Origin of the sequence: Acinetobacter sp. NIPH 2699 (assembly GCF_022549355.1) — a bacterium.
Classification (GTDB): Bacteria; Pseudomonadota; Gammaproteobacteria; order Pseudomonadales; family Moraxellaceae; genus Acinetobacter.
In genome coordinates this window covers 164,029-189,294 of the sequence record NZ_JAKZGL010000006.1, presented here as the reverse complement: position 1 = coordinate 189,294, position 25,266 = coordinate 164,029, and the positions used below count along the sequence as shown (strand labels likewise).

The 25,266-nt window shown below is 40.4% G+C and carries 21 protein-coding genes and 1 pseudogene; 10 read left to right on the top strand and 12 right to left on the bottom strand.

Annotated features, from left to right (window positions below; genetic code table 11):
* Together MMP72_RS08630 and MMP72_RS08625 are read right to left on the bottom strand one after the other, a co-directional pair.
* Positions 1–1,422, bottom strand: a 1,422-nt coding sequence (locus tag MMP72_RS08630; RefSeq protein WP_241316383.1) for a S8 family serine peptidase, incomplete at its 3' end; no start/stop codon positions are given.
* Between the two features lie 41 nt (positions 1,423–1,463).
* Positions 1,464–1,787: a hypothetical protein gene (locus tag MMP72_RS08625; protein ID WP_241316382.1), complete on the bottom strand. Its 324-nt coding sequence runs from the start codon at positions 1,785–1,787 to the stop codon at positions 1,464–1,466.
* Between the two features lie 307 nt (positions 1,788–2,094).
* Here MMP72_RS08625 and MMP72_RS08620 point away from each other — a divergent pair.
* Positions 2,095–2,384: pseudogene (locus MMP72_RS08620) on the top strand (peptidylprolyl isomerase).
* Positions 2,385–2,457: 73 nt separating this feature from the next.
* Here the strand turns inward: MMP72_RS08620 and MMP72_RS08615 are convergent.
* The 3 genes from MMP72_RS08615 to typA all read right to left on the bottom strand — a co-directional run bounded on the left by MMP72_RS08615 (position 2,458) and on the right by typA (position 5,463).
* Entirely contained in the window at positions 2,458–2,790 is a 333-nt protein-coding gene (locus MMP72_RS08615) for a gamma-glutamylcyclotransferase family protein (RefSeq protein WP_241316381.1), read from the bottom strand.
* A gap of 156 nt (positions 2,791–2,946) precedes the next feature.
* On the bottom strand, positions 2,947–3,381 hold the full coding sequence (gene mscL, locus MMP72_RS08610; RefSeq protein ID WP_241316380.1) for a large conductance mechanosensitive channel protein MscL: 435 nt from the start codon (positions 3,379–3,381) through the stop codon (positions 2,947–2,949).
* Positions 3,382–3,627: 246 nt separating this feature from the next.
* Entirely contained in the window at positions 3,628–5,463 is a 1,836-nt protein-coding gene (typA, locus tag MMP72_RS08605) for a translational GTPase TypA (protein ID WP_241316379.1), read from the bottom strand.
* A 177-nt stretch (positions 5,464–5,640) separates the two neighbouring features.
* Here typA and MMP72_RS08600 point away from each other — a divergent pair, with 177 nt between their 5' ends.
* From MMP72_RS08600 to MMP72_RS08580, 5 genes are all read left to right on the top strand, one after another.
* Positions 5,641–6,999 (top strand): uracil-xanthine permease family protein, encoded by a 1,359-nt coding sequence (locus tag MMP72_RS08600; protein WP_241316378.1) that lies wholly within the window; start codon positions 5,641–5,643, stop codon positions 6,997–6,999.
* A gap of 61 nt (positions 7,000–7,060) precedes the next feature.
* Positions 7,061–8,086: a methyltransferase gene (locus MMP72_RS08595; protein WP_241316376.1), complete on the top strand. Its 1,026-nt coding sequence runs from the start codon at positions 7,061–7,063 to the stop codon at positions 8,084–8,086.
* Positions 8,087–8,113: 27 nt separating this feature from the next.
* Positions 8,114–9,571 carry an amino acid permease gene (locus tag MMP72_RS08590; protein ID WP_241316374.1) on the top strand — a complete coding sequence of 486 codons (1,458 nt, stop codon included), beginning with the start codon at positions 8,114–8,116 and terminating at the stop codon, positions 9,569–9,571.
* 250 nt (positions 9,572–9,821) lie between these two features.
* Positions 9,822–11,027, top strand: a complete 1,206-nt coding sequence (locus MMP72_RS08585) for an RtcB family protein (protein WP_241316372.1) — start codon at positions 9,822–9,824, stop codon at positions 11,025–11,027.
* A 4-nt stretch (positions 11,028–11,031) separates the two neighbouring features.
* A complete protein-coding gene (locus tag MMP72_RS08580; RefSeq protein WP_241316371.1) occupies positions 11,032–11,190 on the top strand; it encodes a hypothetical protein in 159 nt (52 codons plus the stop codon).
* A gap of 120 nt (positions 11,191–11,310) precedes the next feature.
* Here MMP72_RS08580 and omp38 (MMP72_RS08575) read toward each other — a convergent pair whose 3' ends face one another.
* Complete coding sequence (gene omp38 / locus MMP72_RS08575) at positions 11,311–12,333, bottom strand: outer membrane protein Omp38 (protein ID WP_241316370.1); 1,023 nt, start codon at positions 12,331–12,333, stop codon at positions 11,311–11,313.
* Between the two features lie 438 nt (positions 12,334–12,771).
* Positions 12,772–13,821 (bottom strand): outer membrane protein Omp38, encoded by a 1,050-nt coding sequence (gene omp38, locus MMP72_RS08570; RefSeq protein ID WP_241316369.1) that lies wholly within the window; start codon positions 13,819–13,821, stop codon positions 12,772–12,774.
* A gap of 390 nt (positions 13,822–14,211) precedes the next feature.
* Here omp38 (MMP72_RS08570) and MMP72_RS08565 point away from each other — a divergent pair, with 390 nt between their 5' ends.
* The 3 genes from MMP72_RS08565 to MMP72_RS08555 all read left to right on the top strand — a co-directional run bounded on the left by MMP72_RS08565 (position 14,212) and on the right by MMP72_RS08555 (position 16,614).
* Positions 14,212–14,724, top strand: a complete 513-nt coding sequence (locus MMP72_RS08565) for a GspH/FimT family protein (protein ID WP_241316368.1) — start codon at positions 14,212–14,214, stop codon at positions 14,722–14,724.
* Positions 14,725–14,853: 129 nt separating this feature from the next.
* A complete protein-coding gene (locus MMP72_RS08560; RefSeq protein WP_241316367.1) occupies positions 14,854–16,029 on the top strand; it encodes a thiolase family protein in 1,176 nt (391 codons plus the stop codon).
* 138 nt (positions 16,030–16,167) lie between these two features.
* On the top strand, positions 16,168–16,614 hold the full coding sequence (locus MMP72_RS08555; protein ID WP_241316366.1) for a VOC family protein: 447 nt from the start codon (positions 16,168–16,170) through the stop codon (positions 16,612–16,614).
* An 86-nt stretch (positions 16,615–16,700) separates the two neighbouring features.
* Here the strand turns inward: MMP72_RS08555 and MMP72_RS08550 are convergent, their stop codons facing one another.
* The 5 genes from MMP72_RS08550 to MMP72_RS08530 all read right to left on the bottom strand — a co-directional run bounded on the left by MMP72_RS08550 (position 16,701) and on the right by MMP72_RS08530 (position 24,022).
* On the bottom strand, positions 16,701–17,186 hold the full coding sequence (locus tag MMP72_RS08550) for a DUF934 domain-containing protein (protein WP_241316365.1): 486 nt from the start codon (positions 17,184–17,186) through the stop codon (positions 16,701–16,703).
* Positions 17,179–18,822, bottom strand: a complete 1,644-nt coding sequence (locus tag MMP72_RS08545; protein WP_241316363.1) for a nitrite/sulfite reductase — start codon at positions 18,820–18,822, stop codon at positions 17,179–17,181. The genes MMP72_RS08550 and MMP72_RS08545 overlap by 8 nt, the downstream gene beginning before the upstream one ends.
* A 169-nt stretch (positions 18,823–18,991) precedes the next feature.
* Complete coding sequence (locus tag MMP72_RS08540) at positions 18,992–21,397, bottom strand: glucose/quinate/shikimate family membrane-bound PQQ-dependent dehydrogenase (RefSeq protein WP_241316361.1); 2,406 nt, start codon at positions 21,395–21,397, stop codon at positions 18,992–18,994.
* Positions 21,398–21,538: 141 nt separating this feature from the next.
* Positions 21,539–22,759, bottom strand: coding sequence for a carbohydrate porin (locus tag MMP72_RS08535; RefSeq protein ID WP_241316399.1), 1,221 nt, complete (start codon positions 22,757–22,759; stop codon positions 21,539–21,541).
* A 144-nt stretch (positions 22,760–22,903) separates the two neighbouring features.
* Entirely contained in the window at positions 22,904–24,022 is a 1,119-nt protein-coding gene (locus MMP72_RS08530) for a CaiB/BaiF CoA-transferase family protein (protein ID WP_241316360.1), read from the bottom strand.
* A gap of 213 nt (positions 24,023–24,235) precedes the next feature.
* On the opposite strand from MMP72_RS08530, the gene MMP72_RS08525 reads away from it, so the two are divergent.
* Complete coding sequence (locus MMP72_RS08525) at positions 24,236–25,249, top strand: AraC family transcriptional regulator (RefSeq protein ID WP_241316397.1); 1,014 nt, start codon at positions 24,236–24,238, stop codon at positions 25,247–25,249.
* Positions 25,250–25,266 lie beyond the last annotated feature (17 nt).

The following is a 25,266-nucleotide window of genomic DNA, read 5'->3' as shown; positions in this document are numbered from 1 at the left end:
TGTTGGTGTTGGTGTTGGTGTTGGTGTTGGTGTTGGTGTTGGTGTTGGTGTTGGTGTTGGTGTTGGTGTTGGTGTTGGTGTTGGTGTTGGTGTTGGTGTTGAAGATGTTAAACCATCAACTGCTGCACTCAAGTTCAAACGAGGGAAACGTTGATTCGTCCGATGATCGGTCACCAATGTTCCTGTATTCTTCAAACGGTTTACAATATCATCTAAGCTAGCATTTGGTAACGCATTACTTGCAAGCAACACTGCGACTGCACCCGCAACATGTGGAGCTGCCATTGATGTACCACTTTGAGTATACCCCCCTGCCGTAATCGGTGCGCCTGGCGCCAATAAAGTTAAGATTGGTGCACTATTGCTGAAGCAGGTCACTTTATCCATATAGGTCGACTGATCTGAACAGTTCCTATAACCTCGTCCTCCAACATTTTCATCATAAACAGCGCCAACACTGACTGCACCAGCTGTACACGCTGGATATGAAATACCATTGGTATAAGTATCATTACCTGAAGCAACAACAGGAATTACGCCCACATTACGTAATTTTTGGAATGAATTGGTCAATGATGATGAAGTACAAGTTGATGAATAACTTGTTGAATTACCCAAACTCAAGTTAACCGACTTAATATTTAGAGTTTCCGCTTGATTCGTTACCCAGTTTAAAGCCGAAATAATGTCGCTATCATAAGCACTTTGGCCACGAAATACATCTAGAGCAACAATTTTAGCCTCAGATGCAACACCAGCAACAATTGAAGACACATTGGAACCATGCCCATTGTCATCCAATGAGTTATCTTCTGGTGCAAAATCAAGTGCATAGCTGACTCGACAACTTGCTGGTGTGCTTGGTGCAGTACAACTTCCTAAATCAGGATGTCTATAATTTGCACCTGTATCTAAAACTGCAACTGTTGTACCAGCACCTGTAAAGCCTTGACTTTTTGCTACAGGTTGACCAATTTGGCTTAAACTCTGTGCCATTATCGCTTTTGATACACGGTTCGGATAGACCGCTTTGACGTTTGGATTATTTAATAAATTCACCAACGCATTACGATTTTGTATACGATAAAAACTAACAGGTAAGGCATTGTAATCACGCAACAACTGAACACCCGAGTTTTGTTGTGCAAATTGATTTGATATCAATTGCTTTTGTTGTTGAAAATATCCCCTTAACTGTGCCGCAGTCAAGTTTTGGCCTGCATTGTTATAATATTCAATAATCAGGTCATTCGATGCATTTTGTAACAATGCATGAATATCAATTTTACCCTGTTGAATTTTTTGTTTAGCAGCATTACTCAATTGCGCATTTGCAGCCTGTGGTGAAATTTGCGCTTGTACAGTGCTAGCCCCAAAGGTTAGACCAAGGCATATTGCTAACAAAAGTTTTTTGTAAATCATAAATATTTTCCTTTTTTATCTGTTTAACAAAATTATGTTGATCAATTTGATTGAATAATTTGGTTGCCTATATCGGTTTCTGGATCAATCGGTTGAATGCTCATATCACTTTTAGTATCAACCAATTCATTGTCACCCGAAGCATTAGTGGCAGCCTGTTCAGTATCAGAAGCTAATTGAGTTGGATGACTTGCATTAGTTATGAGTACATTTTGATTGTCTGGTGCACTTTGTGAGGTTGTATCTGTTGGGTGCATATTCACTGAAACTGATGCTTCATTAGTTGGCTTAAAATAAATAACCAATGCAATCACCAAACCAAACACAATGGCAGCACTTAAGATAATTTTCACCTTATTATTCATAGCTCTATTCACTTCTATTTATTTACTTGAATTAAATTATGTTTACAATTTACACATAATCTATAGTTAAAAATTAGACAGGAGCTGTCATTTATTGTCTAGATATGACAAAAATTATTAATGCAAACGTGCTCACAAAATATTTTTTTTCTTTGATTTAAATGATCAAAGTTACAAAAAAAGTTTATTTTAAAATTTGGAATATTATAACGTTAAAAAAACAACCCATTTTTCTTAGAAAGATTTTATGATAAATAGATCATCAACTTAGATGATTTTTCAAGTATATTGATATTCTTTCAACCACATACAAACAACTATTGTTCGACATATCTTAGTCGAAGACAAAGATATGTCGAACAATTGAAGAAACGCATCCAATCGGGTGCCGATTTTTCAAAAATTGCCAAACAATACTCAACCTGTAATTCTGCAAAACGTGGTGGTGAGCTCGGCGAAGTTAAAAAAGGACAGCTTGTTCCTGTAATTGATAAATTGGTCTTTAATGCTGCGGAACGTATTTTACATGGACCAATCAAAAGCCAATTTGATTTTCACTTAATTGAAATTAAATTCCGTATGGATGGATTGAGGTAGTCAGAATTGGGCTAATCTTAACTTTAAGTACCCAAAACTGAATTCTTTTATTGTGCTTAGACTGAAATCATTTTCAACCTTTTACTTTCATCACATAAGTCCATGCTCGTATTTTTTCACCCGAAATGAGATCTACTTCGGTCTGTACCCTTTGGTATTGCATCCCTTCAAAATCGTCCAGCATTTGCCAATTTTGTTGTAATTTTTCAGTACTAAATAAATAGCCTTCAACCAAAGCATCTGTTTCATTTAATACAATGGCAGGTAAGCCTTTATCAGGTCCCCAATCCAAAATATGGACTGTGCCGCGTACAAAGGCTTGCTGCCAATCGCCCCCAATTTCACCTAGAATATGTGCATTTTCTCGGTTGGGACAAAGTGTACCGTAGACAAACAATCGATTCATTTTGATGCTTCCCCCCTCAAATTTACAAGTATCTTAGAATGAAGTTGGCTATTTTTCTAGATGCCCAAACAATAATAAAATCGATATACCGGCCCCCCCTCAAAGAACAAGTCATAAAAAAACGGCATATTAAATGCCGTTTTCTTTAAATCGATTTTAACCCTGTTTTTTTAATTCATCGCGAATTTCACGCAATAGCTGAACATCTTCTGGTGTTGCTGCTGGCTCTTCTGGTGCTGCTTCCTCTTGTTTGCGTAGACGGTTCATCACTTTTACCAACAAGAAAACCACCCATGCCAATAATAAGAAGTTAATTAATACCGTAATAAAACTACCATACGCAAATACATTGAGTCCTGCTTCTTGAGCTGCGGCAAGATTGCTAATGCTATTTGGATTATCTCCTAGTACAACGAACCAGTTGGTGTAGTCAACGTCACCACCCAAGATCCATGAGATGATTGGCATCAAAAGATCTTTCACCAATGAATCAATAATTTTACCGAAAGCACCACCGATGATCACACCAATGGCAAGATCCATCACGTTACCTTTTACTGCAAATTCTTTAAATTCTTGAATAATACTCATCTATAACTCTCCAGAGTTGAAATTGGTGCAGCCTGTTTTTGCATTGTTTATTACACAGACGCAACGATCAATCATATAGTTGATAATTTAATATTTTTTCAAAAAAATGAAAGTCATTTCACACTTTAACAACATATTTTATTTGAATAAAAATATGCGTTTAGGCGAAGTACCGACCTTGGATCTCATGCAACAAAAAACCGCTAAATAAATTTAGCGGTTTTTTCATTTTTCACTTAAGAAAAATTATTTACCACGGTTACGCTTACGATCATTTTCAGTTAACCAACGCTTACGAATACGAATCGATTTTGGTGTAACTTCAACCAACTCATCATCTTCAATGAATTCAAGCGCTTGTTCAAGCGTATATTCAATCGCTGGAACAAGTGTTAACGCTTCGTCAGTACCAGAAGCACGTACGTTAGTTAACTGTTTTGCTTTAGTTGGGTTAACGGTCATATCGTCTGAACGAGAGTTAATACCGATGATCATACCTTCATACACTTCTAACTGTGGCTTAGCAAATAGGCGACCACGGTCTTGAAGCGTAAATAGTGCATAGCCCAAGCAAGTACCTTGAACCATAGAGATCAATACACCATTTTGACGCTTTGCAACAGTACCTTGTTTCATAGGACCATAATGCGAGAAGCTAGAGGTCATGATCCCTGTACCAGAAGTCATGGTTAAGAATTCAGAACGGAAACCAATCAAACCACGTGAAGGAACAGTTGCTTCAATACGGATACGGCCTTTACCGTCAACTTCCATATTGGTCATTTCGCCTTTACGATAACCCATTTGCTCCATGACTGAACCTTGGTGCTGTTCTTCAACGTCAAACGTTACGTTTTCGTATGGTTCTTGCTTTTCACCATCAACTTCTTTCAAGATCACTTGCGGACGAGATACACCCATCTCGAAGCCTTCACGGCGCATGTTTTCAATCAAAACTGAAAGATGAAGTTCACCACGACCAGATACTTTGAAACGGTCTGGACTGTCAGTATCTTCAACACGTAATGCGACGTTGTGAATCAATTCGCGATCAAGACGCTCACGGATATTACGTGAAGTAACGAACTTACCTTCTTTACCTGCAAACGGTGAGTTATTCACCTGGAATGTCATGGTCACAGTAGGTTCATCTACAGAAAGCGGTGGTAAAGCTTCAACATTTTTAGGATCACAAATCGTGTCAGAAATGTTAAGTGCATCAATACCTGTTACACAAACGATATCACCTGCATTTGCTTCATCTACATCAACACGTTCTAAGCCGTGATAACCCATGATTTTTAAGATACGACCGTTACGTGTCTTACCTTCTTTATCAATCACAGTCACTTGCGTGTTCAATTTTACTGAACCACGTTGAATACGACCAATACCGATTACACCCACGAAGCTGTTATAATCAAGCGAAGAAATTTGCATTTGGAACGGACCATCAACATCAACTGCTGGTGGTTCAACGATATCAACGATAGTTTGGAACAATGGCGTCATATCATCAGCAAGTTCTTCTGGAGAAGGACCAGCAACACCACGAAGACCAGATGCATATACGACTGGGAAGTCTAACTGTTCGTCAGTACCACCCAAGTTATCAAACAAATCAAAAACTTGATCAATTACCCAATCTGGACGCGCGCTTGGCTTATCCACTTTGTTGATAATCACGATCGGCTTCAAACCTCTTGCAAACGCTTTTTGCGTTACGAAGCGAGTTTGTGGCATTGGACCTTCTTGTGAATCTACAAGAAGAAGTACGCAGTCAACCATCGACATGACGCGTTCAACTTCACCACCAAAGTCGGCGTGTCCCGGGGTGTCCACGATGTTAATGCGATATTCTGTATTAGTACGTGCATCAGTCCATTTGATTGCAGTGTTCTTTGCAAGAATGGTAATACCACGTTCACTTTCGATAGCGCCTGAATCCATCACACGTTCAATCTCGCCTGCGCGATCGCCAAGAGCACCTGATTGTTGTAAAAGTTTGTCTACAAGAGTCGTCTTACCATGATCGACGTGCGCAATAATGGCAATGTTACGGAGAGTTTTAATATCTGACATGTATAATTCGATACGCTTTAAATTTGAGGGCAAATTATACAGAAAAATAATACGCTTTAGTAGTGACAGTTTATTGACATGAAACTTTTTTTCTGACGAATTGCAATCGAATCGTTGGTAAAACAGTCCAACTCTATTAGAATATTCCACTAATGCTTATCGCTTTTTTATGCTCCCATGTCGAATCCCCTACCTCAGCAACAGCTCGATCTTATTTATGGGCTGAATGATCGCCCGAAACCTTTTGTTGCATTTTTAGCCGCTTTGCAACACCTTTTGGCGATTTTAGTCCCGATTATTACCCCTGGATTACTGATTTGTTTAGCACTTGGCGTCTCTCGTGAAGACACCAATATGATTCTATCCATGTCTCTCATCATTTCAGGCATTGCAACTTTTTTACAATGTAAAAAAGTAGGACCTTTCGGTGCAGGGCTATTGATCGTTCAAGGTACAAGTTTTAATTTTATTGGTCCGATTATCGCGATTGGTAGTGCAATGGTGGCTGCTGGTACGCCTGTTGAACAAGTCATGGCTGCCATTTTCGGGGTTGTGATTGCTGGTTCATTTATCGAAATGGGTGTTTCACGCATTTTACCTTGGGTCAAAAAACTGATTACACCATTGGTCACGGGTATCGTGGTCCTTCTGATTGGTTTGACCTTGATTAAAGAAGGTCTGATTAGCATGGGCGGTGGCTATACCGCGATGCAGAATCAAACATTTGCCAATGCTGATAATTTAATCATGTCCTGTAGCGTACTTGGCATTATTATTCTATTAAATCGTATTCGTATTATTTGGGTGAAAAGTTCAGCAATTTTAATCGCCTTAATTATTGGTTATATTCTGGCAGGATTTATGGGGCATTTAGATTTTTCTACATTAAGAGAAGCTCCTCTTGTTCAAGTTCCTACCCCAATGCATTTCGGTTTAAGCTTCTCGTGGAGCTTATTCATTCCAATGGCATTTATCTATTTAGTCACTTCACTTGAAGCGATTGGTGACGTTACTGCAACCAGTAAAATTTCAAATCAACCTGTTGATGGCCCGATTTGGATGCAGCGAATTAAAGGTGGCGTACTGGTCAATGGTGCAAACTCGTTCTTAGCTGGTATCTTCAACACTTTCCCAAGTTCAGTTTTTGCACAAAATAATGGTGTCATTCAACTGACTGGTGTTGCTAGTCGATATGTCGGTCTTTGGATTGCTGCACTGCTGGTTATTTTAGGTCTATTCCCTGCTGTATCAGCCGTTATCCAAGCAGTCCCTCAAGCTGTTTTAGGTGGTGCTGTTATGGTTATGTTCGGTGCTGTGGCTGCTTCGGGTATTAATATCCTTTCAGGTATTCATTTGGATCGTCGTGCTTTACTGATCATTGCGATTTCACTCGCGTTAGGCTTAGGTGTTGCACAAGTTCCGCAGATTCTTGAACACTTACCTGAATTATTTAAAAATATTTTTAGCTCAGGGGTCGCGACAGGTGGTATTGCCGCTTTAATTTTAAATATTGTTTTACCTGAAACACATAAATAATCATCCAACCACGACAATTACCCAGTTTTACGACTGGGTTTTGTTTTGATGAGAGATCAATATGGATCCACGTAGTGAAGTTGTGTTACGTCAACAAGATTATTTAAAAGGGCAAATCTTATTGATTAACGCCCCGAATGATCAACTCGCCAAAGAATTACCAAGTCAGGCGCAAGCGTCTATATGGACTTGGAACTTTGCTGATCATCAAGGCTTTTTAAATGCTGGAATTTCGTCCCATTTTTCGGTTGAATTCCCTCAGGCATCATTTGAACAAGCCATTATTTTTGTGCCTAAATCAAAAGAATTGCTGAACTATATTTTGCATGCGGTGGCGAGCCACTTACAGCAAGGACAACACGTTTTTCTGGTCGGTGAGAAAAAAGGTGGTGTTGAACGTGCTGCCAAACAATTACAGCACTATGGTAAAACACAGAAATTGGATAGCGCTCGTCACTGTCAATTTTGGCACATGAAACTTGAAAAAACGGAACAATTAAAACCACTGGATCATTGGCTAAAAACCTATACCGTGCAAATGAACCAAGATCGTTTAGAGATTTGTGCCCTGCCTGGTGTGTTTAGTCAAGACCATTTGGATATTGGAACAGCCGTACTCGTTCCTTACCTTGATCAAGTAAAATCGGGTAAGATTGCCGACTTTGGCTGTGGTGCAGGCATCATTAGTGCTTATTTAGCCAAACTCAATCCGAAGCATCAAATTTTTGCGCTTGATATTGATGCATTTGCATTACTTTCGACTGAGATGACATTTCAACGCAATGGTCTAAATTTGGCTCAGTTAAACCTTCAACCTGTAACAGGCTTCATTGATGCACCCAAAGAGCTGGATGCGATTGTCAGCAATCCGCCGTTCCATCAGGGAATTCATACCGATTACGATGCCAGTGAGGCGCTATGTCAACTTGCCAAATCACATCTGAAACGCTCAGGTGAATTCTGGATCGTCGCAAACCGTTTTTTAAATTATCCGCCACTTATTGAGCAAAGCTTTGGTCAATGTGTCGTAAAAACTGATCAACAAGGATTCAAGGTGTTATATGCCAGTGCAAACAGGATCGGTTGAATACTTTATACAGTTTAAGGAATTTTTATGAGCGATACATCTGCTCCCCAACATCTTCAGCGTAAGCTGGGTGCACGCCATCTGAATATGATCGCCATTGGTGGATCAATTGGTACAGGCTTATTTCTTGCTTCGGGTTCTACCATTGCAAATGCTGGTCCTGGTGGTGCATTGCTGGCTTATGCTTTGATTGGTCTGATGATCTATTTCTTGATGACCAGTTTAGGTGAGTTGGCTACACATAATCCAACATCTGGTGCTTTCTTTACCTATGGTAGTCGCTATGTTGAACATGGCTTTGGTTTCGCCCTAGGCTGGAACTACTGGTATAACTGGGCCATCACCGTTGCATTTGAACTTGTCGCTGTTCAATTCATCATGAAATTCTGGTTTCCTGATCTACCTGGTTTTTACTGGAGTGCGATTTTCCTTGCAATTATTTTTGGGATCAATGCGTTAACCGTTAAAGGTTTTGGTGAGAGCGAGTTCTGGTTCTCCATGATCAAAGTAGTCGCTATTATTGTCTTTATCATCATTGGTATTGCGATGATTGTTAAAATCATGCTCACGCCAAATGTTGCAGCGTTTTCCAACTGGACCTATCAAGATGCACCTTTTGTCGGTGGTCTGCAAGCCATGATTGGTGTGGCAATGATTGCAGGATTCTCGTTCCAAGGTACAGAAATGGTAGGGGTTGCTGCGGGTGAATCAAAAGATCCGAAGAAAACCATTCCCTTGGCAATCAAACAGATTTTTTGGCGTATTCTATTATTCTATATTTTATGTATTTTCATTATCGGCACACTGGTCAGTTACGATGATCCAATGCTATTAAAAGCTGCTGCAAGTGAAGATATTGCATTATCACCCTTTACCTTACTGTATGAAAAAGCAGGCTTTGCTTTTGCAGCAAGTTTGATGAATGCGGTCATTCTCAGTGCAATTTTATCCGCAGGTAACTCGGGTATGTACTCATCAACACGTATGTTGTGGAATATGGCTCGTGAAGGACGTGCACCAAAGTTCTTCTCAAAACTTGATCCTCGTGGCGTTCCAATGAACGCACTATATGCGACAACTGCCGTTGCTGCATTATGTTTCTTGACGACCTTTTTGGGTGAAAAACAAGTCTTTAACTGGCTACTCAATATGTCAGGTATGTGTGGATTTATTGTCTGGCTAGGGATTGCGATCTCACACTATCGCTTCCGCAAAGGCTACATTGCACAAGGCTATAAATTAGAAGATCTTGCTTATCGTGCTAAATTCTTTCCATTTGCACCGTGGTTTGCGTTCATTCTTTGCTCAACCATCATCCTTGGTCAAAACTATGAAGCCTTTCTCGGTGGGAAAATTGATTGGTTAGGATTATTGTCTACTTATATCAGTATTCCACTCTTTTTGGCCATCTGGCTCGGCTACAAGTGGAAACACAAGAGCAAATTGATCGCTTATAAAGATATGAATGTGAAAGCTGGTGAATAAAACATTCATTTATACTTGACCAAAACCTAAATATGAGTAGAATTTCTGCTCATATTTCAACGGCACTATTTTATAGGAGGATGCACATGCCATTGCAACGAGGAAACACATTGTAAGATTTGGCACTGTCACCTCACGGACAAGTGACGAATCATCATGATCACTTGTCCGAATGTCTATTTAAACCTAGCATTCGCTAGGTTTTTTTATGCCTATTCGGACGAAATTTTAAAATGACCGAGATAAGAAAATGGGCATACAAAAAATTCTCAATGCCAATGCTCAATATGGCGTTCCAGTGAAAATATTCACCAACGATATTGATAGTGAAAGCATTGAACAGTTAAAAAAAATGGCACAACTGCAATTTATTTATTCACATATTGCCGTAATGCCTGATGTACATGTCGGTAAAGGCGCGACAGTTGGCAGTGTGATTCCAACCAAACAAGCTATTATTCCTGCCGCAGTAGGTGTAGATATTGGCTGTGGCATGAATGCCATTCGGCTCAACTTGAAAGCATCACAACTCCCGGACAACTTAGCACCATTACGACATGCTATTGAGCGTAAAGTTCCTGTTGGTTTTGAGCTGCATAAACAGATTAAAGCCAAAGCGTCGAGCATAATTCCTTTGGAAAAACGCTTGCAACCGATTATCAAGAAACATCCGGGCTTGGTGCGGATGTTAAGAAAGTTTGATGCGACGTGGCAGAAACAACTCGGTACTTTGGGTGGAGGTAATCACTTCATTGAACTGTGCTTAGACGAAAATCAAGATGTTTGGGTAATGCTTCATTCTGGTAGTCGCGGCTTAGGCAATGTCATTGGCACCTACTTTATTGAATTGGCAAAGAAAGAAGCACAGCATCGGTTTGGTCATGTGCCCGACAAAGACTTAAGCTACTTTGCTGAAGGTTCAAGCAGCTTTGATGATTATGTTGAGGCTGTAGAGTGGGCACAAGCCTACGCCTTTGAAAATCGACGCGAAATGATGCGCTTAATCTTAGAAGCGATTCGTCCACTGCTCTCACCTTTTCAAATGACTAAGGAAGCGATTAATTGCCACCATAATTATGTCAGTCGGGAAAATCACTTTGGTGAGGAGCTACTGATCACACGTAAAGGCGCAATTCGAGCAGGCTTCGATGAATTAGGCATTATTCCCGGTTCTATGGGCGCTCGCTCTTATATCGTTAAAGGCAAGGCAAACCCCGATTCATTTTGTTCCTGCTCACATGGTGCTGGACGGAAAATGAGTCGCAATAAAGCTAAATTATTGTTTAGCCAAGATGACCTCATTCAGCAAACCCAAGGCATTGAATGCCGTAAAGATGCGGGTGTGATTGATGAAATCCCAAGCGCCTATAAAGACATTGATCAAGTGATGGCAAACCAATCAGAGCTGATCGAAATCGTACATACACTTAAACAAATTCTATGTATCAAAGGGTAACCAAATGAAATTAAAAGAGATGCCAAAAATCAAAGTTCGCAATCCAGTGGCTTTATCCCCTTTACTTACAAAAGGAGGGATTCACGAAACAGAAAAGCCACGCGCACAACATCGTCGTGATCGTCAACAAGCGAAACAACAGTTGAATAAAGGTGTTTGGTAGACACATTCTTTGATCAAATGACTAAAACTGAGGAGAAATAAAATGAATATTTACAGCGTATTGATAATAAAAAAAAGCGACTCAAATGAGTCGCTTTTTTATAATTTCAATGACTTGAAATTATTGACCTGGTTGAACTAAAACAGTACGGCTACCAGAAATCGCGGCGAATACGCGACGGTTCATAGCACGACCTTCTTTAGTTTTGTTGTCAGCAATCGGTTGATCCCAAGCGAAACCTTGAGTAGACAAACGAGATGCATCAACGTTGTATTCATTTACAAGTGATGATTTAACAGAGTTAGCACGAGCCAATGATAAACGTTCGTTTAATGCACGTGGACCTGTGTTATCTGTGTGACCTTCAATACGAGCAGTCGCATTCGGGTACTCAGCTAATTTCTCTGCTACTTTCGCAATTTCAGACTTGTATTGTGGCTTGATGTCTGATTTGTTTGTATCAAAGAATACACGAAGTTCCATGTTAAGATCTTCGACCAACTCTTGTGGTTGTGGAGCAACTGGAGTTGGTTCAACTGGAGCAACAACTTCTACCACTGGTGCAGCAGGCTTCAAGTGACCACCAAGAACCACATTCAAACCAGCAAGCGCTGTGTAGTTCCAGAACTTTTCATCAAAATGATAAGTACCACGAGCTTCTGTACGGAGAGATAAAGCATCGTTCAAGCGCCAGAATACACCACCACCAGCATTTGCTAGTGTACCTTCTTGCTTACCACCATAAATGTCATCACCTTCATATTTGTAATGACCAGCACCAGCCAATACATATGGCTTGATTTTGCTATCATAATTTTTAGTGATCAAATCAGAAGTAACATAGAAGTTACCAGCGATATTACGACCTTTATAGTCATTATTGGTACTGGTATCGCCTTTAATTTGGCTGTATTCAACTTCAGCACCTAACCAAGGTGTTATTTCCACACCGATTGCAGCACCAACGAATAAATCATCTTCAAGTTCTGGACTTGGCGTTAATTGTCCTTTATCACCACGGTTATTATGTTCAGTATCAAACATTGTATAACCAAGTAATAATGGGGTTATGGTTACGCCTGCATTCGCAGCAGCTAAAGGAGCAGCAACAAGCATAGCAAGTGCAATACGACTCAATTTCATGGATATCCTCCAAAAACAAAAATTTGTTTGTTTTCTAAACCTAATCGCTTTTGAATACTGAGAAATAATCTTGTTGTATCTTTTTCAACCATTCACATTATGTTGAATCATACAAATACCGAATCAATTTTCCAAGTATTTAGCCAGCAGCCACTGAAAAACGACTTATTTCTCTTCCAAAAATCTAGAAAACGCTAATCTAACAACATCCAATAAAGCTGTGAGAGATTATCACTTTTTAATCAAAACCTTAACAAAATATCATGATTTTTTTAATAAAACTAAATAGTTCTCACCATGTATCCAGCGTTAAGACAAGATTATTCTCGTTTGTTAGTTATTATGTTTACTTTTACATCAATGCCACAAAAACGTTTATATCCATAAAAAAAGAGCGACTCATTGAGTCGCTCTTTTTCTAATTCCAATGACTTGAAATTATTGACCTGGTTGTACAAGAACAGTACGGCTACCAGAAATCGCAGCGAATACGCGACGGTTCATAGCACGACCTTCTTTAGTTTTGTTGTCAGCAATCGGTTGATCCCAAGCGAAACCTTGAGTAGACAAACGAGATGCATCAACATTGTATTCATTTACAAGTGATGATTTAACAGAGTTAGCACGAGCTAAAGATAAACGTTCGTTTAATGCACGTGGACCTGTGTTATCTGTGTGACCTTCAATACGAGCAGTCGCGTTCGGGTACTCAGCTAATTTCTCTGCTACTTTCGCAATTTCAGACTTGTATTGTGGCTTGATGTCTGATTTGTTTGTATCAAAGAATACACGAAGTTCCATGTTAAGATCTTCGGTCAACTCTTGTGGTTGTGGAGCAACTGGAGTTGGTTCAACTGGAGCAACTTCTACCACTGGTGCAGCAGGCTTCAAGTGACCACCAAGAACCACGTTTAAGCCAGCAAGCGCTGTATAGTTCCAGAAGTCTTCATCGATATTATAAGTACCACGAGCTTCTGTACGAAGAGATAAAGCATCGTTCAAGCGCCAGAAAGCACCGATACCAGCATTACCCAAAGTACCTTCTTCTTTCAAACCACGACCAGTACGACCTAACTGAGTGTCAGTTGCATCGGTGAACGAATATTTATAGTGACCAGCACCTAATAAAACGTAAGGTTTAATTTTGCTGTCATAGTTTTTAGTGATCAAATCAGAAGTAACGTAGAAGTTACCATTGATTTGTTGTTGCTTATATTCAGCGTTAGCAGCAGCGCTATCAACGTCGCCCTTAACTTGGTTATATTCAACTTCAAAACCTAACCAAGGTGTTAATTCCACACCAATAGCAGCACCAACGAATAAATCGTCTTGTAATTCACCGCTAGTAGTTAAATGATCACCACCATTGTTGTGTTTAGTGTCTTGGAATGTGTAACCAAGCAATAATGGAGTAATTGTTACGCCCGCATTAGCAGCAGCTAAGGGAGCAGCAACAAGCATAGCAAGTGCGATACGACTCAATTTCATGGATATCCTCCAGAGATAACAATTGTTTGTTGTTCAAGCTCAGCCTATGATTTTTGGCCCCTGAGAACAAGGTATGTTCTACAGTATTTTTTTTAAGCTATTCACTTCACTTTGAATCATACAAACACTTGATGAATTTTCCAAGTGCTTGATAACCTTAACCTCGTAAATTATTGACAAATTTCCTTACAATTTCCGTTGTAGTTCAGTAATTTTTAATTCAAAGTTTCAGTCTAAATAGCTTATTGTTCACTCTCTTCGATTTTAGCAGCCTTTGCTGTGCGAAGTAATCATTAGTTTGTGTAAATACTAAACTTAACTTAATAAATACAATTCTTACTTAACACTTTGTTAATAAAAAAATTAAAGAAACATGATATAGGGTAAAAAATGTTTAAAATTCTAGGATTCACAATCAGTGAATTAATCACTTGTACCGCTATTTTGGCAATTCTAGTATGCCTCAGTCTACCCTATTTAAACGACATATTGATTTCAAATGAAGTCAATCAGCTCAAAAGAACACTTACAACTCACATACAAAAATCCAAATCGGATGCACAAACTTATCAAAAAAATGTGACTTTGTGCGCAAGTAAGGATTTATTGACTTGTGATAGGGACTGGAATAAAGGATTTATAAGCTTCATTGATACAAATAACAATCGACAACGTGATCCCACCGAAACCCTTCTCTATGCCACCGCACTAAACTATAAACATGGGAGCTTAGACTGGAGAGGGACACTCAGAATCAATTCAATTACTTTCCGTGGTGATAGTGGGCTGCCCAGAGGTTCAAATGGCAGTTTCTTTTATTGTGCCAATTCATCCAAATATCATACGCGAATAAAATTAAGCTCCATGGGGCACATTAGCCCTGAACCTTTAGCGACTTGCTAAGAACTGCTCAGTCTAGCTTAAGCGATGTAAAACACTTTCTTCATTGCTTTTTTTTACTATACTGCATAGGTTTTGAACATTCTCTGCAAACTAATTATTCGCTACAAACTATAAGTCTGGAGACACATAATGACTGACATCGTAATTGTCAACGGCGCTCGTACAGCAATGGGCGGCTTCCAAGGTGCATTATCAAGCGCAACTGCACCTGAATTAGGCGCAATCACAATCAAAGAAGCAATTGCTCGTTCAGGTCTACAACCGACTGATGTAGAAGAAGTGATCATGGGCTGCGTTTTACCAGCAGGCTTAAAACAAGGTCCAGCTCGCCAAGCAATGCGTAAAGCAGGTCTACCAGACTCTACAGGTGCAGTGACCATTAATAAACTATGTGGTTCTGGTATGAAAGCTGTGATGCAGGCAGCCGACATGATTAAAGCAGGCAGTGCAGAAATCGTCGTTGCGGGTGGTATGGAGTCGATGACCAATGCCCCTTATGTTTTACCAAAAGCACGTGCGGGTTATCGCATGGGGCATGGCGAAATTAAAGACCATATGTTCCTTGATGGTTTAGAAGATGCTGAAACTGGTCGTTTAATGGGTTCATTTGCCCAAGATATGGCAAATAAACGCAGCTACACACGTGAGCAAATGGATGACTTTGCCATCCGTTCTTTAAAACGTGCACAAAAAGCCATTACTGAAGGCTATTTCAAAGATGAAATCGTTGCTGTAACACTTTCAACACGTAAAGGCGATGTTGTTGTCGATCAAGATGAACAACCATTAAATGCAAAAATTGATAAGATTCCATCATTAAAACCTGCTTTTGCGAAAGACGGTACCATTACCGCAGCCAATGCCAGCTCAATTTCTGATGGTGCTTCTGCCCTTGTATTAACTTCAAGTGATGTTGCTGCTCAGCGTGGCTTACAGCCATTAGCAAAAATCGTGGCGACCGCGTCAAACTCGCAACATCCATCTGAATTTACTATTGCACCAGTTGGAGCAATCGAAAAAGTATTGAAAAAAGCAGGCTGGAATGCGCAAGACGTCGATCTTTGGGAAATCAATGAAGCTTTTGCTATGGTCACAATGTGCCCGATCGATGATTTCAAACTCGATGCTGAAAAAGTAAATATCAATGGTGGTGCATGTGCACTCGGTCACCCTGTAGGTTCTACAGGTTCACGTATCATCCTGACACTGATCCATGCGCTTAAACGTACTGGCGGTAAAAAAGGTGTTGCGGCTCTCTGTATCGGTGGCGGTGAAGCAACAGCGGTTGCGATCGAATTGATCTAAACGCTAAACACTCCAATAAAAGATCCTGCCTCATCATGCAGGATCTTTTATTTTCAGCATTACAAAATAATAATCAACCAATCGTTAAATTCCCGCTATGTTATGCATTGTATAAAAAAACAACAATGGAGTTATCCTATGCAACTGAATCATTATTTAAATTTTAAAGGACAAACCGAACAAGCATTTAACTTTTACAAATCAGTTTTTGGTGGTGAGTTTGCAATGATCAGCCGTTATGGTGACTTACCACCAGAAGAAGGTGTGACATTGACCGAGGAGGAACAGAATTTGATTCTCCATGTCTCTTTGCCGATCAATGACTTTACTGTACTTATGGCATCAGATGTCAATGATCAATTTTGTGCCCCAAACAGTGTATTCACACAAGGAAATAACCATTATATTTCAATCAACTTAGACCCTGATGAAATTGATGAGGCTCAACGTTTATTTGATGCCCTTTCTGTCAATGGTCAAATTGAAATGCCACTCGAAAAGACCTTTTGGGGAGCACTCTATGGTGCTTTTACCGATCAATTTGGCGTGAAATGGATGGTGAATTGTCAACTTGATGCTGAATAACTCAACAATCCCGATAATGATCCCATCAAAATATTGATACATAAAAAAAGCTGAACCCTAGTTCAGCTTTTTTCATTTCAAAATACTTATGCGCCAGTTTGGTAGTGCGCTTTTGGTACAGCCGTCGAAGCCTGATAAGGGTGGGTAAAATCTTGAAGCCCAGCGGCTGCTTCATGAATATCTTTACCTTCTTTCACCACAAAAGTGTCAAATCCAGAGCGTTTTAAATAGTTTAAAACATCTTTGAAGATATCACCCACTGCACGTAATTCGCCTTGGTAGCCTTGACGACGTAATAATGCAGCAAATGAATAACCACGCCCATCGTTAAAACCTGCGAACTCAATGAAAATTGCATCAAACTCATTCAATGGAAATTGATGCGTTTCAGGTGAGTCATTTACGGTAAGGTAAAGGGCTTTCTTAGCTTGTACATTTGCCAATTGATCCAACTGTTCAGTCGTCACAACCACATCACCTTGTGGAATCACACCATCTTCAGCAATCACTTGATAAGTATTGTCGGCAATCGTGCCATCTTTAGAAAGCACTTGTAGCGTTGTATTAAGCATAAGCACGCTCCTTAAATGGTTGAATACCCACACGGCGATAGGTATCGATAAAACGCTCACCCTCTGTACGTAGATCAAGATAAGTATTTAAAATCTCTTCAATGACATCAGGTACAACGTCAGCAGCAAATGATGGTCCTAAAATATCACCAATCGATGCATCATGATCCGCATGACCACCTAAAGTGATTTGATAGAATTCTGCACCTTTTTTATCGACACCGAGGATTCCAATATTACCGACATGGTGATGACCACAAGCATTCATACAGCCAGAAATATTGAGATCTAACTCACCTAAGTTATAGATGGTATCTAAGTCTTCAAAACGACGTGTGATCGCTTCTGAAATTGGAATCGATTTGGCATTTGCCAATGAACAGAAATCACCACCCGGACAGCAAATGATGTCAGTGATAAAGCCAATATGTGCACGTGCCATATCGTTCTGCTCAAGTGTTTGCCACAATTCGAATAAATCTTTTTGTGGAACATCGACCAGTGAAATATTCTGTTCGTGTGTGGTACGGAACTCACCAAAAGTGTACTTATCCGCTAAATCTGCGATTAAGTTCATTTCTTCAGAAGTCACATCACCCGGTGCGATACCTGCACGTTTCAAAGAAATCGTCGCAATACGATAACCTTTAACTTTGTGGGCGTTGGTATTGACGTTAAACCATTGTTTGAATTTTGGATATTCAGCAAACAATGCAGTGAAATCTTGGTCTTCTAAATCTTGATAATCAAATGGCGTGAATTCTTGATCTAGTTTTTTCAAGATTTCAGGTTGAATCTTTAATGCTTCACGAGTGTGTTCAAATTCAGCTTCAACTTTTTGTGCAAACACTTCAGGCGTTAATGCTTTAACCAAGATTTTGATACGCGCTTTGTACTTGTTATCACGACGACCATGTAAATTGTACACACGTAAGGTTGCCTCTAAATAAGCAATCAAATCTTCACGTGGTAAAAACTCACGAATCACATTCCCAATAATCGGCGTACGGCCTAAACCACCACCCACCATGACTTTATAACCCATTTCGCCCGCTTCATTACGCACAATATAAATACCAATATCGTGGAATGCAGTTGCAGCGCGATCTTTTTCTTCTAAAGCAGAAACAGCGATCTTAAATTTACGCGGTAAGAAAGCAAATTCTGGGTGGAAGGTGCTCCACTGACGAATCAACTCACATGTTGGACGTGGATCTGCAACCTCACCAGCAACCACACCGGCAAATTGGTCAGTTGTGGTATTACGGATACAGTTACCCGATGTTTGCACGGCATGCATTTGAACAGTGGCAAGTTCCGCCAGAATATCAGGTACATTTTCTAATGCAGGCCAGTTCAACTGGATATTTTGACGTGTTGATACGTGAGCATAGCCACGATCATATTCTGTTGCAATTTCTGCAATTTTTCTGAGTTGTTTAGTATTCATTAAGCCATACGGCACGGCGATACGCAGCATCGGCGCATAACGTTGCACGTATAATCCATTTTGCAAACGTAATGGACGATATTCGTCTTCGGTCAGTTTTCCTGCTAAATAGCGTTCTGTTTGATCGCGAAACTGAGCAACACGTTGGTTAATCAGTTGTTGATCGAAATCCGTATATAAATACATGGCGTATGGCTAGTCATTCATTATAAAGGCGACTAGCATAACCAGCTTTCACTCATCAACAAAATGCTTTTTTTGCATATTTAATAACTATTTTATTGATAAGCCTATATGACGACCCACAAAAAAGCCCAGATGAATCTGGGCTTTCTCACATCACGTCTAAAAGAAATTATTTTTTATCTGGTAAAGCGTACGCAACGAGATAATCACCCATTTTGGTACCAAATGAACCATGTCCACCCGCCATAATCACCACGTATTGTTTGCCATTTATTTCATAAGTCATTGGTGTTGCCTGTCCACCCGCAGGTAAACGTGCTTCCCATAACTTATCACCATTGCTGACATTAAATGCACGAATGTAATTATCTTGTGTTGCAGCCACGAACATGACATTACCAGCAGTTGAAATTGGACCACCTAAACCCGGTACACCAATTTTCACAGGTGGTAATTGGAACAATTGTGGCAAGCTGTCACGAATCGTACCGATACGTTTCTTCCAAACCACATCATGAGTTTTTAAATCTACGCCAGCAACAAAGCCCCAACCAGGTTGTTTACATGGCAAGCCAAATGGCGACAAGAATGGGCTAATATCAACCCCATATGGTGTGCCATACATTGGCTGCATGCCTTGTTCTGTACCAGCGCCACGTGCTACCGCTTGACGATTTGGATCTGCTGGAATGAGACGACTCACAAAAGGCAAGCCAATTGGATTCATCACAGCAACTTGACGGTCAGCATTGACTGACATCCCACCCCACTCAAATACCCCCAAGTTCCCAGGGAAAACCAAAGTACCATTTTCAGAAGGTGGAGTATAAATACCATCGTAGTTCAGACGTTTAAATTTCACACGACACATTAACTGATCAAACATGGTGGCACCCCACATGTCTTTATCGGTTAATTTATCTTTAGGCGCTAGATTAAAGTCAGAAAACGGCTGAGTTGGTGAATAGAACTCACCTTTGGTTTGTGGCCCCCATTTGACGGTTTGAGGTACTGGTTTCTCATTAATCGGAACAATCGCTTCACCAGTGCGACGATCTAAAACAAAGGCATTCCCTGTTTTCGTTAAAACATAAATCGCGGGAACAGTTTGACCTGATTGATCTTGAATATCAGCTAACGAAGGTTGTGATGGTACATCCATATCCCACAAATCATGATGTGTGGTTTGGAAATGCCAGACCAATTTACCTGTGGTTGCATTAATCGCCAGCATTGAGTTGGCATAACGCTCTTTCAACTCAGTACGATCTCCGCCCCAAATATCGGGTGTGCCCACACCTGTCGGCACATAAACGATATCTAGTTTTGCATCATAGGCAAGCGGTGCCCATGCATTCGGAGAGTTATGAACAAAAGTTCCACCCTCACCCGGCAAAGCATTTGGATTTTCGGCACCTGTATCAAATGCCCATAGCAACTTACCCGTATTTACATCATAACCACGAATGACGCCAGACGGCTCTTTATTCGAATGGTTATCTGTCACTGAACCGGCAATCACAACAGTAGTACCTGATACCACACCCGGTGAAGTTGGGTTATATCCACCTGGATAAGCAAAAGGCATAAATGCTTGTAAATCAACTTCACCATTGTCACCGAAGTCAGAACATGCCTTGCCAGTATCCGCATTGACTGCAACTAAGCGTCCATCATTGACAGGTACAAAGACTTTACGTGGGCATTCAGTTGAAGTTGATTTTTTAGCCTGTAAGCTGGTTGCAAACTTAGTCGTATTATCCGCATCGTAATACATCACACCACGACAGGTTAAATGTTGGAAAGTCTTATCGGTTTTGAGTTTTGGATCAAAACGCCATTTTTCCTCACCAGTCGCAGGATCAATGGCAATTAAATGCTGATGTGGTGTACACATAAACAAGTTATTACCAATTTTGATAGGTGTAACCTGATTGGTGGTTTCACCTGAATCATTTTCAGTTCTAAAATCACCTGTACGGAAAGTCCACGCCACTTTCAAATCTTTGACATTTTGGTTATTAATCTGTGTCAATGGAGAATAACGCTCGCCGCCTTGGCTACGACCATAAGCGGGCCAATCTTCAGGCGCAATCCCTTCAAGTGCTTTTGCTTGTTCAGGTTGAGGTGTTTCAATCACACCATTGATTTCTTGTGGATCATTGAAAATTGAATAGACCATCACCACGATTGCAATTGCAAGAGTCGATGATAATGCCACTTTACTTGATGTGAGATTATCAATACCACGCGTTACGGCTGGGACAAGCAACCACAAGCCCAAGATACCTAGAACATCAAGACGCGGTGCCAGTGCCCAGAAGTCCGTACCAACTTCCCAAACACCCCAAATCACACTCCCTAACATCAATATTGCATAGACCCATAATGGTCCTGATGCTCGCTTATAAAGCTGTAGCGCCACGATCAGTAACAGCACACCAGCAACGACATAATAAAAAGACCCACCGATTGCTGCGAGCCAGATACCACCAATAAGCACGAACAATGCAATGAGGGCAATGATAATTACCGTCAGTGTTCTAAGCCCAGATTTTGAAGCAGATTGATTCATACGATCACCTTGCATCTCTTATATTTTGAGAGCTATGAAGAAGATAACGCCTCCTCATAGTCGAGTTCAAATCACAACGAAAAACCTTACAGACCTCATCCAATGAATGAACCAAATCTGCAAAATTATTCAAATTAAAAATTAGAAAACAGTTTGGAACTTAATACCGCCTACCCATGTTTTATCACCATCTTTCAATGCACCGACATGGTGAATATATTGAATATTAGGTCGAATGGTCAGCCAATTGGTTGCATGAATCCCGTAATACAACTCGGTGTTATATTCTTCATCCAATAAAGGATTGTTTTTGTCATTGGCATGAATACGGGCGACACCCAAGGCAAGTTCATCTTGTGGACGTTGATCCAATAAACCTTTATAGATCAAACCGACATTTTGCATGTCTTTCACAGCATTGGTTTTTGAGTCATGTACCGTGACATTGACAAAGCCCGTTAAACCACGATCAGACTGACCATGATGATGCGTCAACTGCTGTTTCGCGGTAAACCAACCACCTTGCTTATGTCCAGTCTTCGCGGGATTTTCAATTTCTGCTGCATCAGCGGTACTGTAGTAATAGCCGAAACGGTATTCACCCGCTAAAGCAAGTGCACCTAATTTAGGTGTCCACACCACTTCTGCTGGAATAATCGCACCATGAGAACCATCAGTACTTAAATTAAAGCCTTTACCACGCTGTAAGTTTTCAGGGTTATATTCATATGCCCCAATTTGTGCATATAAATCTGGCTGTAAGTTATATTTAACTCGCATGGCCCACTGACTCACTGGCCAGTTATACCATTGATCACCGACCCAGTTACCCACCTGTGAACCACATAGAGCCAAGTTCTGGAAATCACAATCAAAGCTATTGAAATCTGCACCTTCACCAAAACGACCAACTTTAATATCAAGCGCTTGATCTAAAAATTTCTTTTTGATCCAAAGTTCAGTTAAACGCCACGTTTGACCACGTCCCCAAACTTCTTGTACAGAACTTAAATGCCCCTGTAAGCCATCTGCAGTTTGCGATAAAGACTGACCATCACGATAAGTTAAAGTGACTTGAGCTTCGGTATCTTGCCAACCTAAAATTTTATTGAGATCAAGATGTGTGCCTAAAGCCAGTTGCCCAGTATATTCACTGCCATGACTAGCATGCTGTTTGGAGTCTAAAACTCCTGCGAATTCACCCGTGTAATCTGCCGAAAAATGATAACCCTGTTCTTGTAACGCTGTGCGTTGACCGTTCCAATCACCAAACATCCACTGGCCATTCGGGTCAAATGCAGCAGCGGCTTGAGTATGGTGTGTAAAAAGACTCAATGATAGAACGGATAAACAAGAAACAATCAAAGATTTAGAGATTGTCATGTTTACGTAACCTTTTATGTTTTTGTATATAAAAGGTTACTCTTATTTTTAAATTACAACTTATTCAAAATGTTAACAGCCTGTACAATATGTTAACAATCAGTGATTATATGCACATATTTTCTACCATTTACCCTCACCCAAGCCCTGACCAATAAAAGCATATTGCATTTTTGAGCGCGAAAATTGAATTGGACAGCCCAATTGAGGCTCTGTCTGTTCAGCATTTTCAGAGATAGGAACATCCACCACCCAGCCACGTTGCTGAGCCATTAGAGAAACCAGAGCTTCATCAAGACTCAATACTGGTTCCACACAAATATCTAGATTTTGGAATAAGCGCTGCCAGTCTGCAAAATCTTGAGTTTTAAATTTTTCTTGTAATGCATGTTTGACTGCTTGACGGTCTTCAAGATCAAAAGAAGCACCTTTCGCCATCAGGATTGGTAAATCTAAAGCCGCCGCTAAACCTGCCATAAACTGTGGTTCTAAACTCCCGACCGAGAAATGACGCCCATCTTTGGTTTCATAATAGTCATAGAAACTCGCACCATTTAACATACTGTGCTCAGGTGCTTGTGGCGTTTGACCAGCGAGACTTGCAGAAGCTGCCATACTATTTAAACTCGCCACACAATCGGTCATGGAAATATCAATATACTGCCCAAGACCACTCTGCTGACGTTCTACCACGGCTGCTAATATCCCAATGACCGCATGCAGCGAACCACCTGCCACATCAGCAATCTGAATCCCCATTGGTGGTGGACCACTGTCTTGACGACCACTATGCCCAGAAATACCAGCCAGTGCTAAATAGTTAATATCATGCCCTGCTCGATCTTTATAACTGCCAGTTTGACCATAGCCCGTAATCGAACAATAAATTAAACGTGGGTTAATCTCAGACAAAGTTTCATAATCCAACCCTAAACGGCGCATCACATCAGGACGGAACTGTTCAAGTACAATATCAAACTCAGAGATTTTATTTTTAATGAGTTCAATATTGCTGGCATCCTTCAGATCAAGTGCAATCGACTGCTTATTTCGATTGAGATAGCTATGCGCAGTGGCCTGACCATTAGCATAGGGTGGCATAATCCTCACAAGGTCTGGACGCGTGGGTGACTCGATATGGATCACTTCTGCACCCATGTCTGCAAGATACATACTTGCAAATGGACCGGGTAATAAAGTAGAAAAATCTAGGACTTTCAATCCCTTTAAAGCAGATGACATAAGAATTTTTACTCAATTTGTTCAAATTTTCTTTTATACTAGGTGTGGATAAACACAAAAACAATGTCATGTTCAGCCATTTACCTTGATAGTTTCGGCAATTTAACATGTACGTATTGAGCAATTATTTTTATTGTCAATTGCCCAACTTGATATTTTAGACGGTTATTTAGGTCAATTATCGTGAATAGTAAAGAAACTGAAGGATTCAATATGAGCCGTGATACGATCAGCATCCACTTCGTGAATGCGGCTTTAACAGGTGTGAAACGCCTAGGCATGGACGTTGAAACATTACTTTCACATGTCGGCATAGAAGCAGAATTGCTGCGCCAACCCAAGGCTAGGATCTCCCCAGAGCAATATACACGCTTTGTTAAAATGTTATGGATGGTCACCCAAGACGAACATGTTGGTTTCGATGTCCAACCACGTCGTCTCGGTACATTTGCCATTATGTGCCAATTGATTGTCCACTCTAAGACACTTGGACAAGCACTTGAACTGTCCTCTCAATTCTACAAACTCTTTGGTGATGAGTGGTCAGTAAGCTTAGAACGCGATAAACATGAAGCACGTTTAGTTCCGCATATTCCTAAAGCATTAGACCCTGATCATTTCATCACTGAAAGTATGCTCATGATTTGGCATGGACTTGCATCATGGTTGATTGAACGTCGTTTACCTCTAGAACGTGTTCATTTTGGTTATGAACGCCCAAACCACGCTGATGAATACGATGCACTCTTTTTTGCGCCTGTAATGCAATTCGATGCGCCACGTACCGAAATTACTTTTGCAGCCGATTATCTCGACTTACCCATTCGTCAAGATGACAAAAGTTTAGAAGAATTCTTGAAAGCTGCGCCAGCTCAGTTATTGGTCAAATTCAAAAACACCAACTCTTTGACATCACGTATTCGGGATGTATTGAAGAGCCAAATTGGTGAAGAAATGCCAACACTGAACGATGTTGCATCTATGTTGTACTTATCTCCTCAGACTTTACGTCGTCGCTTAGCCGCCGAAGGTAAAAGCTACCAAGGTGTAAAAGATGCATTACGTCGAGATGCTGCGATTCATTTATTGCTCACACCGAATCTGACGCTGGAAGATGTTGCTCAGCAAGTTGGCTTTAGTGAAACCAGTACTTTCCACCGTGCCTTTAAAAAATGGACAGGAGTAACACCTGGTCTATATCGTCAGTTACATGGACATCATTCTTAATTAGTTTTAGAAATAGC

Bases quoted from the DNA above. Each gene is read 5' to 3' on its own strand.
- typA (WP_241316379.1), bottom strand. From the start codon at position 5,463: ATGTCAGATATTAAAACTCTCCGTAACATTGCCATTATTGCGCACGTC.
- mscL (WP_241316380.1), bottom strand. From the start codon at position 3,381: ATGAGTATTATTCAAGAATTTAAAGAATTTGCAGTAAAAGGTAACGTG.
- MMP72_RS08545 (WP_241316363.1), bottom strand. From the start codon at position 18,822: ATGTATTTATATACGGATTTCGATCAACAACTGATTAACCAACGTGTT.
- MMP72_RS08625 (WP_241316382.1), bottom strand. From the start codon at position 1,787: ATGAATAATAAGGTGAAAATTATCTTAAGTGCTGCCATTGTGTTTGGT.
- MMP72_RS08615 (WP_241316381.1), bottom strand. From the start codon at position 2,790: ATGAATCGATTGTTTGTCTACGGTACACTTTGTCCCAACCGAGAAAAT.
- MMP72_RS08540 (WP_241316361.1), bottom strand. From the start codon at position 21,397: ATGAATCAATCTGCTTCAAAATCTGGGCTTAGAACACTGACGGTAATT.
- omp38 (WP_241316370.1), bottom strand. From the start codon at position 12,333: ATGAAATTGAGTCGTATTGCACTTGCTATGCTTGTTGCTGCTCCTTTA.
- MMP72_RS08590 (WP_241316374.1), top strand. From the start codon at position 8,114: ATGAGCGATACATCTGCTCCCCAACATCTTCAGCGTAAGCTGGGTGCA.
- MMP72_RS08555 (WP_241316366.1), top strand. From the start codon at position 16,168: ATGCAACTGAATCATTATTTAAATTTTAAAGGACAAACCGAACAAGCA.
- MMP72_RS08580 (WP_241316371.1), top strand. From the start codon at position 11,032: ATGAAATTAAAAGAGATGCCAAAAATCAAAGTTCGCAATCCAGTGGCT.
- MMP72_RS08565 (WP_241316368.1), top strand. From the start codon at position 14,212: ATGTTTAAAATTCTAGGATTCACAATCAGTGAATTAATCACTTGTACC.
- MMP72_RS08595 (WP_241316376.1), top strand. From the start codon at position 7,061: ATGGATCCACGTAGTGAAGTTGTGTTACGTCAACAAGATTATTTAAAA.
- omp38 (WP_241316369.1), bottom strand. From the start codon at position 13,821: ATGAAATTGAGTCGTATCGCACTTGCTATGCTTGTTGCTGCTCCCTTA.
- MMP72_RS08525 (WP_241316397.1), top strand. From the start codon at position 24,236: ATGAGCCGTGATACGATCAGCATCCACTTCGTGAATGCGGCTTTAACA.
- MMP72_RS08585 (WP_241316372.1), top strand. From the start codon at position 9,822: ATGGGCATACAAAAAATTCTCAATGCCAATGCTCAATATGGCGTTCCA.
- MMP72_RS08550 (WP_241316365.1), bottom strand. From the start codon at position 17,186: ATGCTTAATACAACGCTACAAGTGCTTTCTAAAGATGGCACGATTGCC.
- MMP72_RS08530 (WP_241316360.1), bottom strand. From the start codon at position 24,022: ATGTCATCTGCTTTAAAGGGATTGAAAGTCCTAGATTTTTCTACTTTA.
- MMP72_RS08560 (WP_241316367.1), top strand. From the start codon at position 14,854: ATGACTGACATCGTAATTGTCAACGGCGCTCGTACAGCAATGGGCGGC.
- MMP72_RS08600 (WP_241316378.1), top strand. From the start codon at position 5,641: ATGTCGAATCCCCTACCTCAGCAACAGCTCGATCTTATTTATGGGCTG.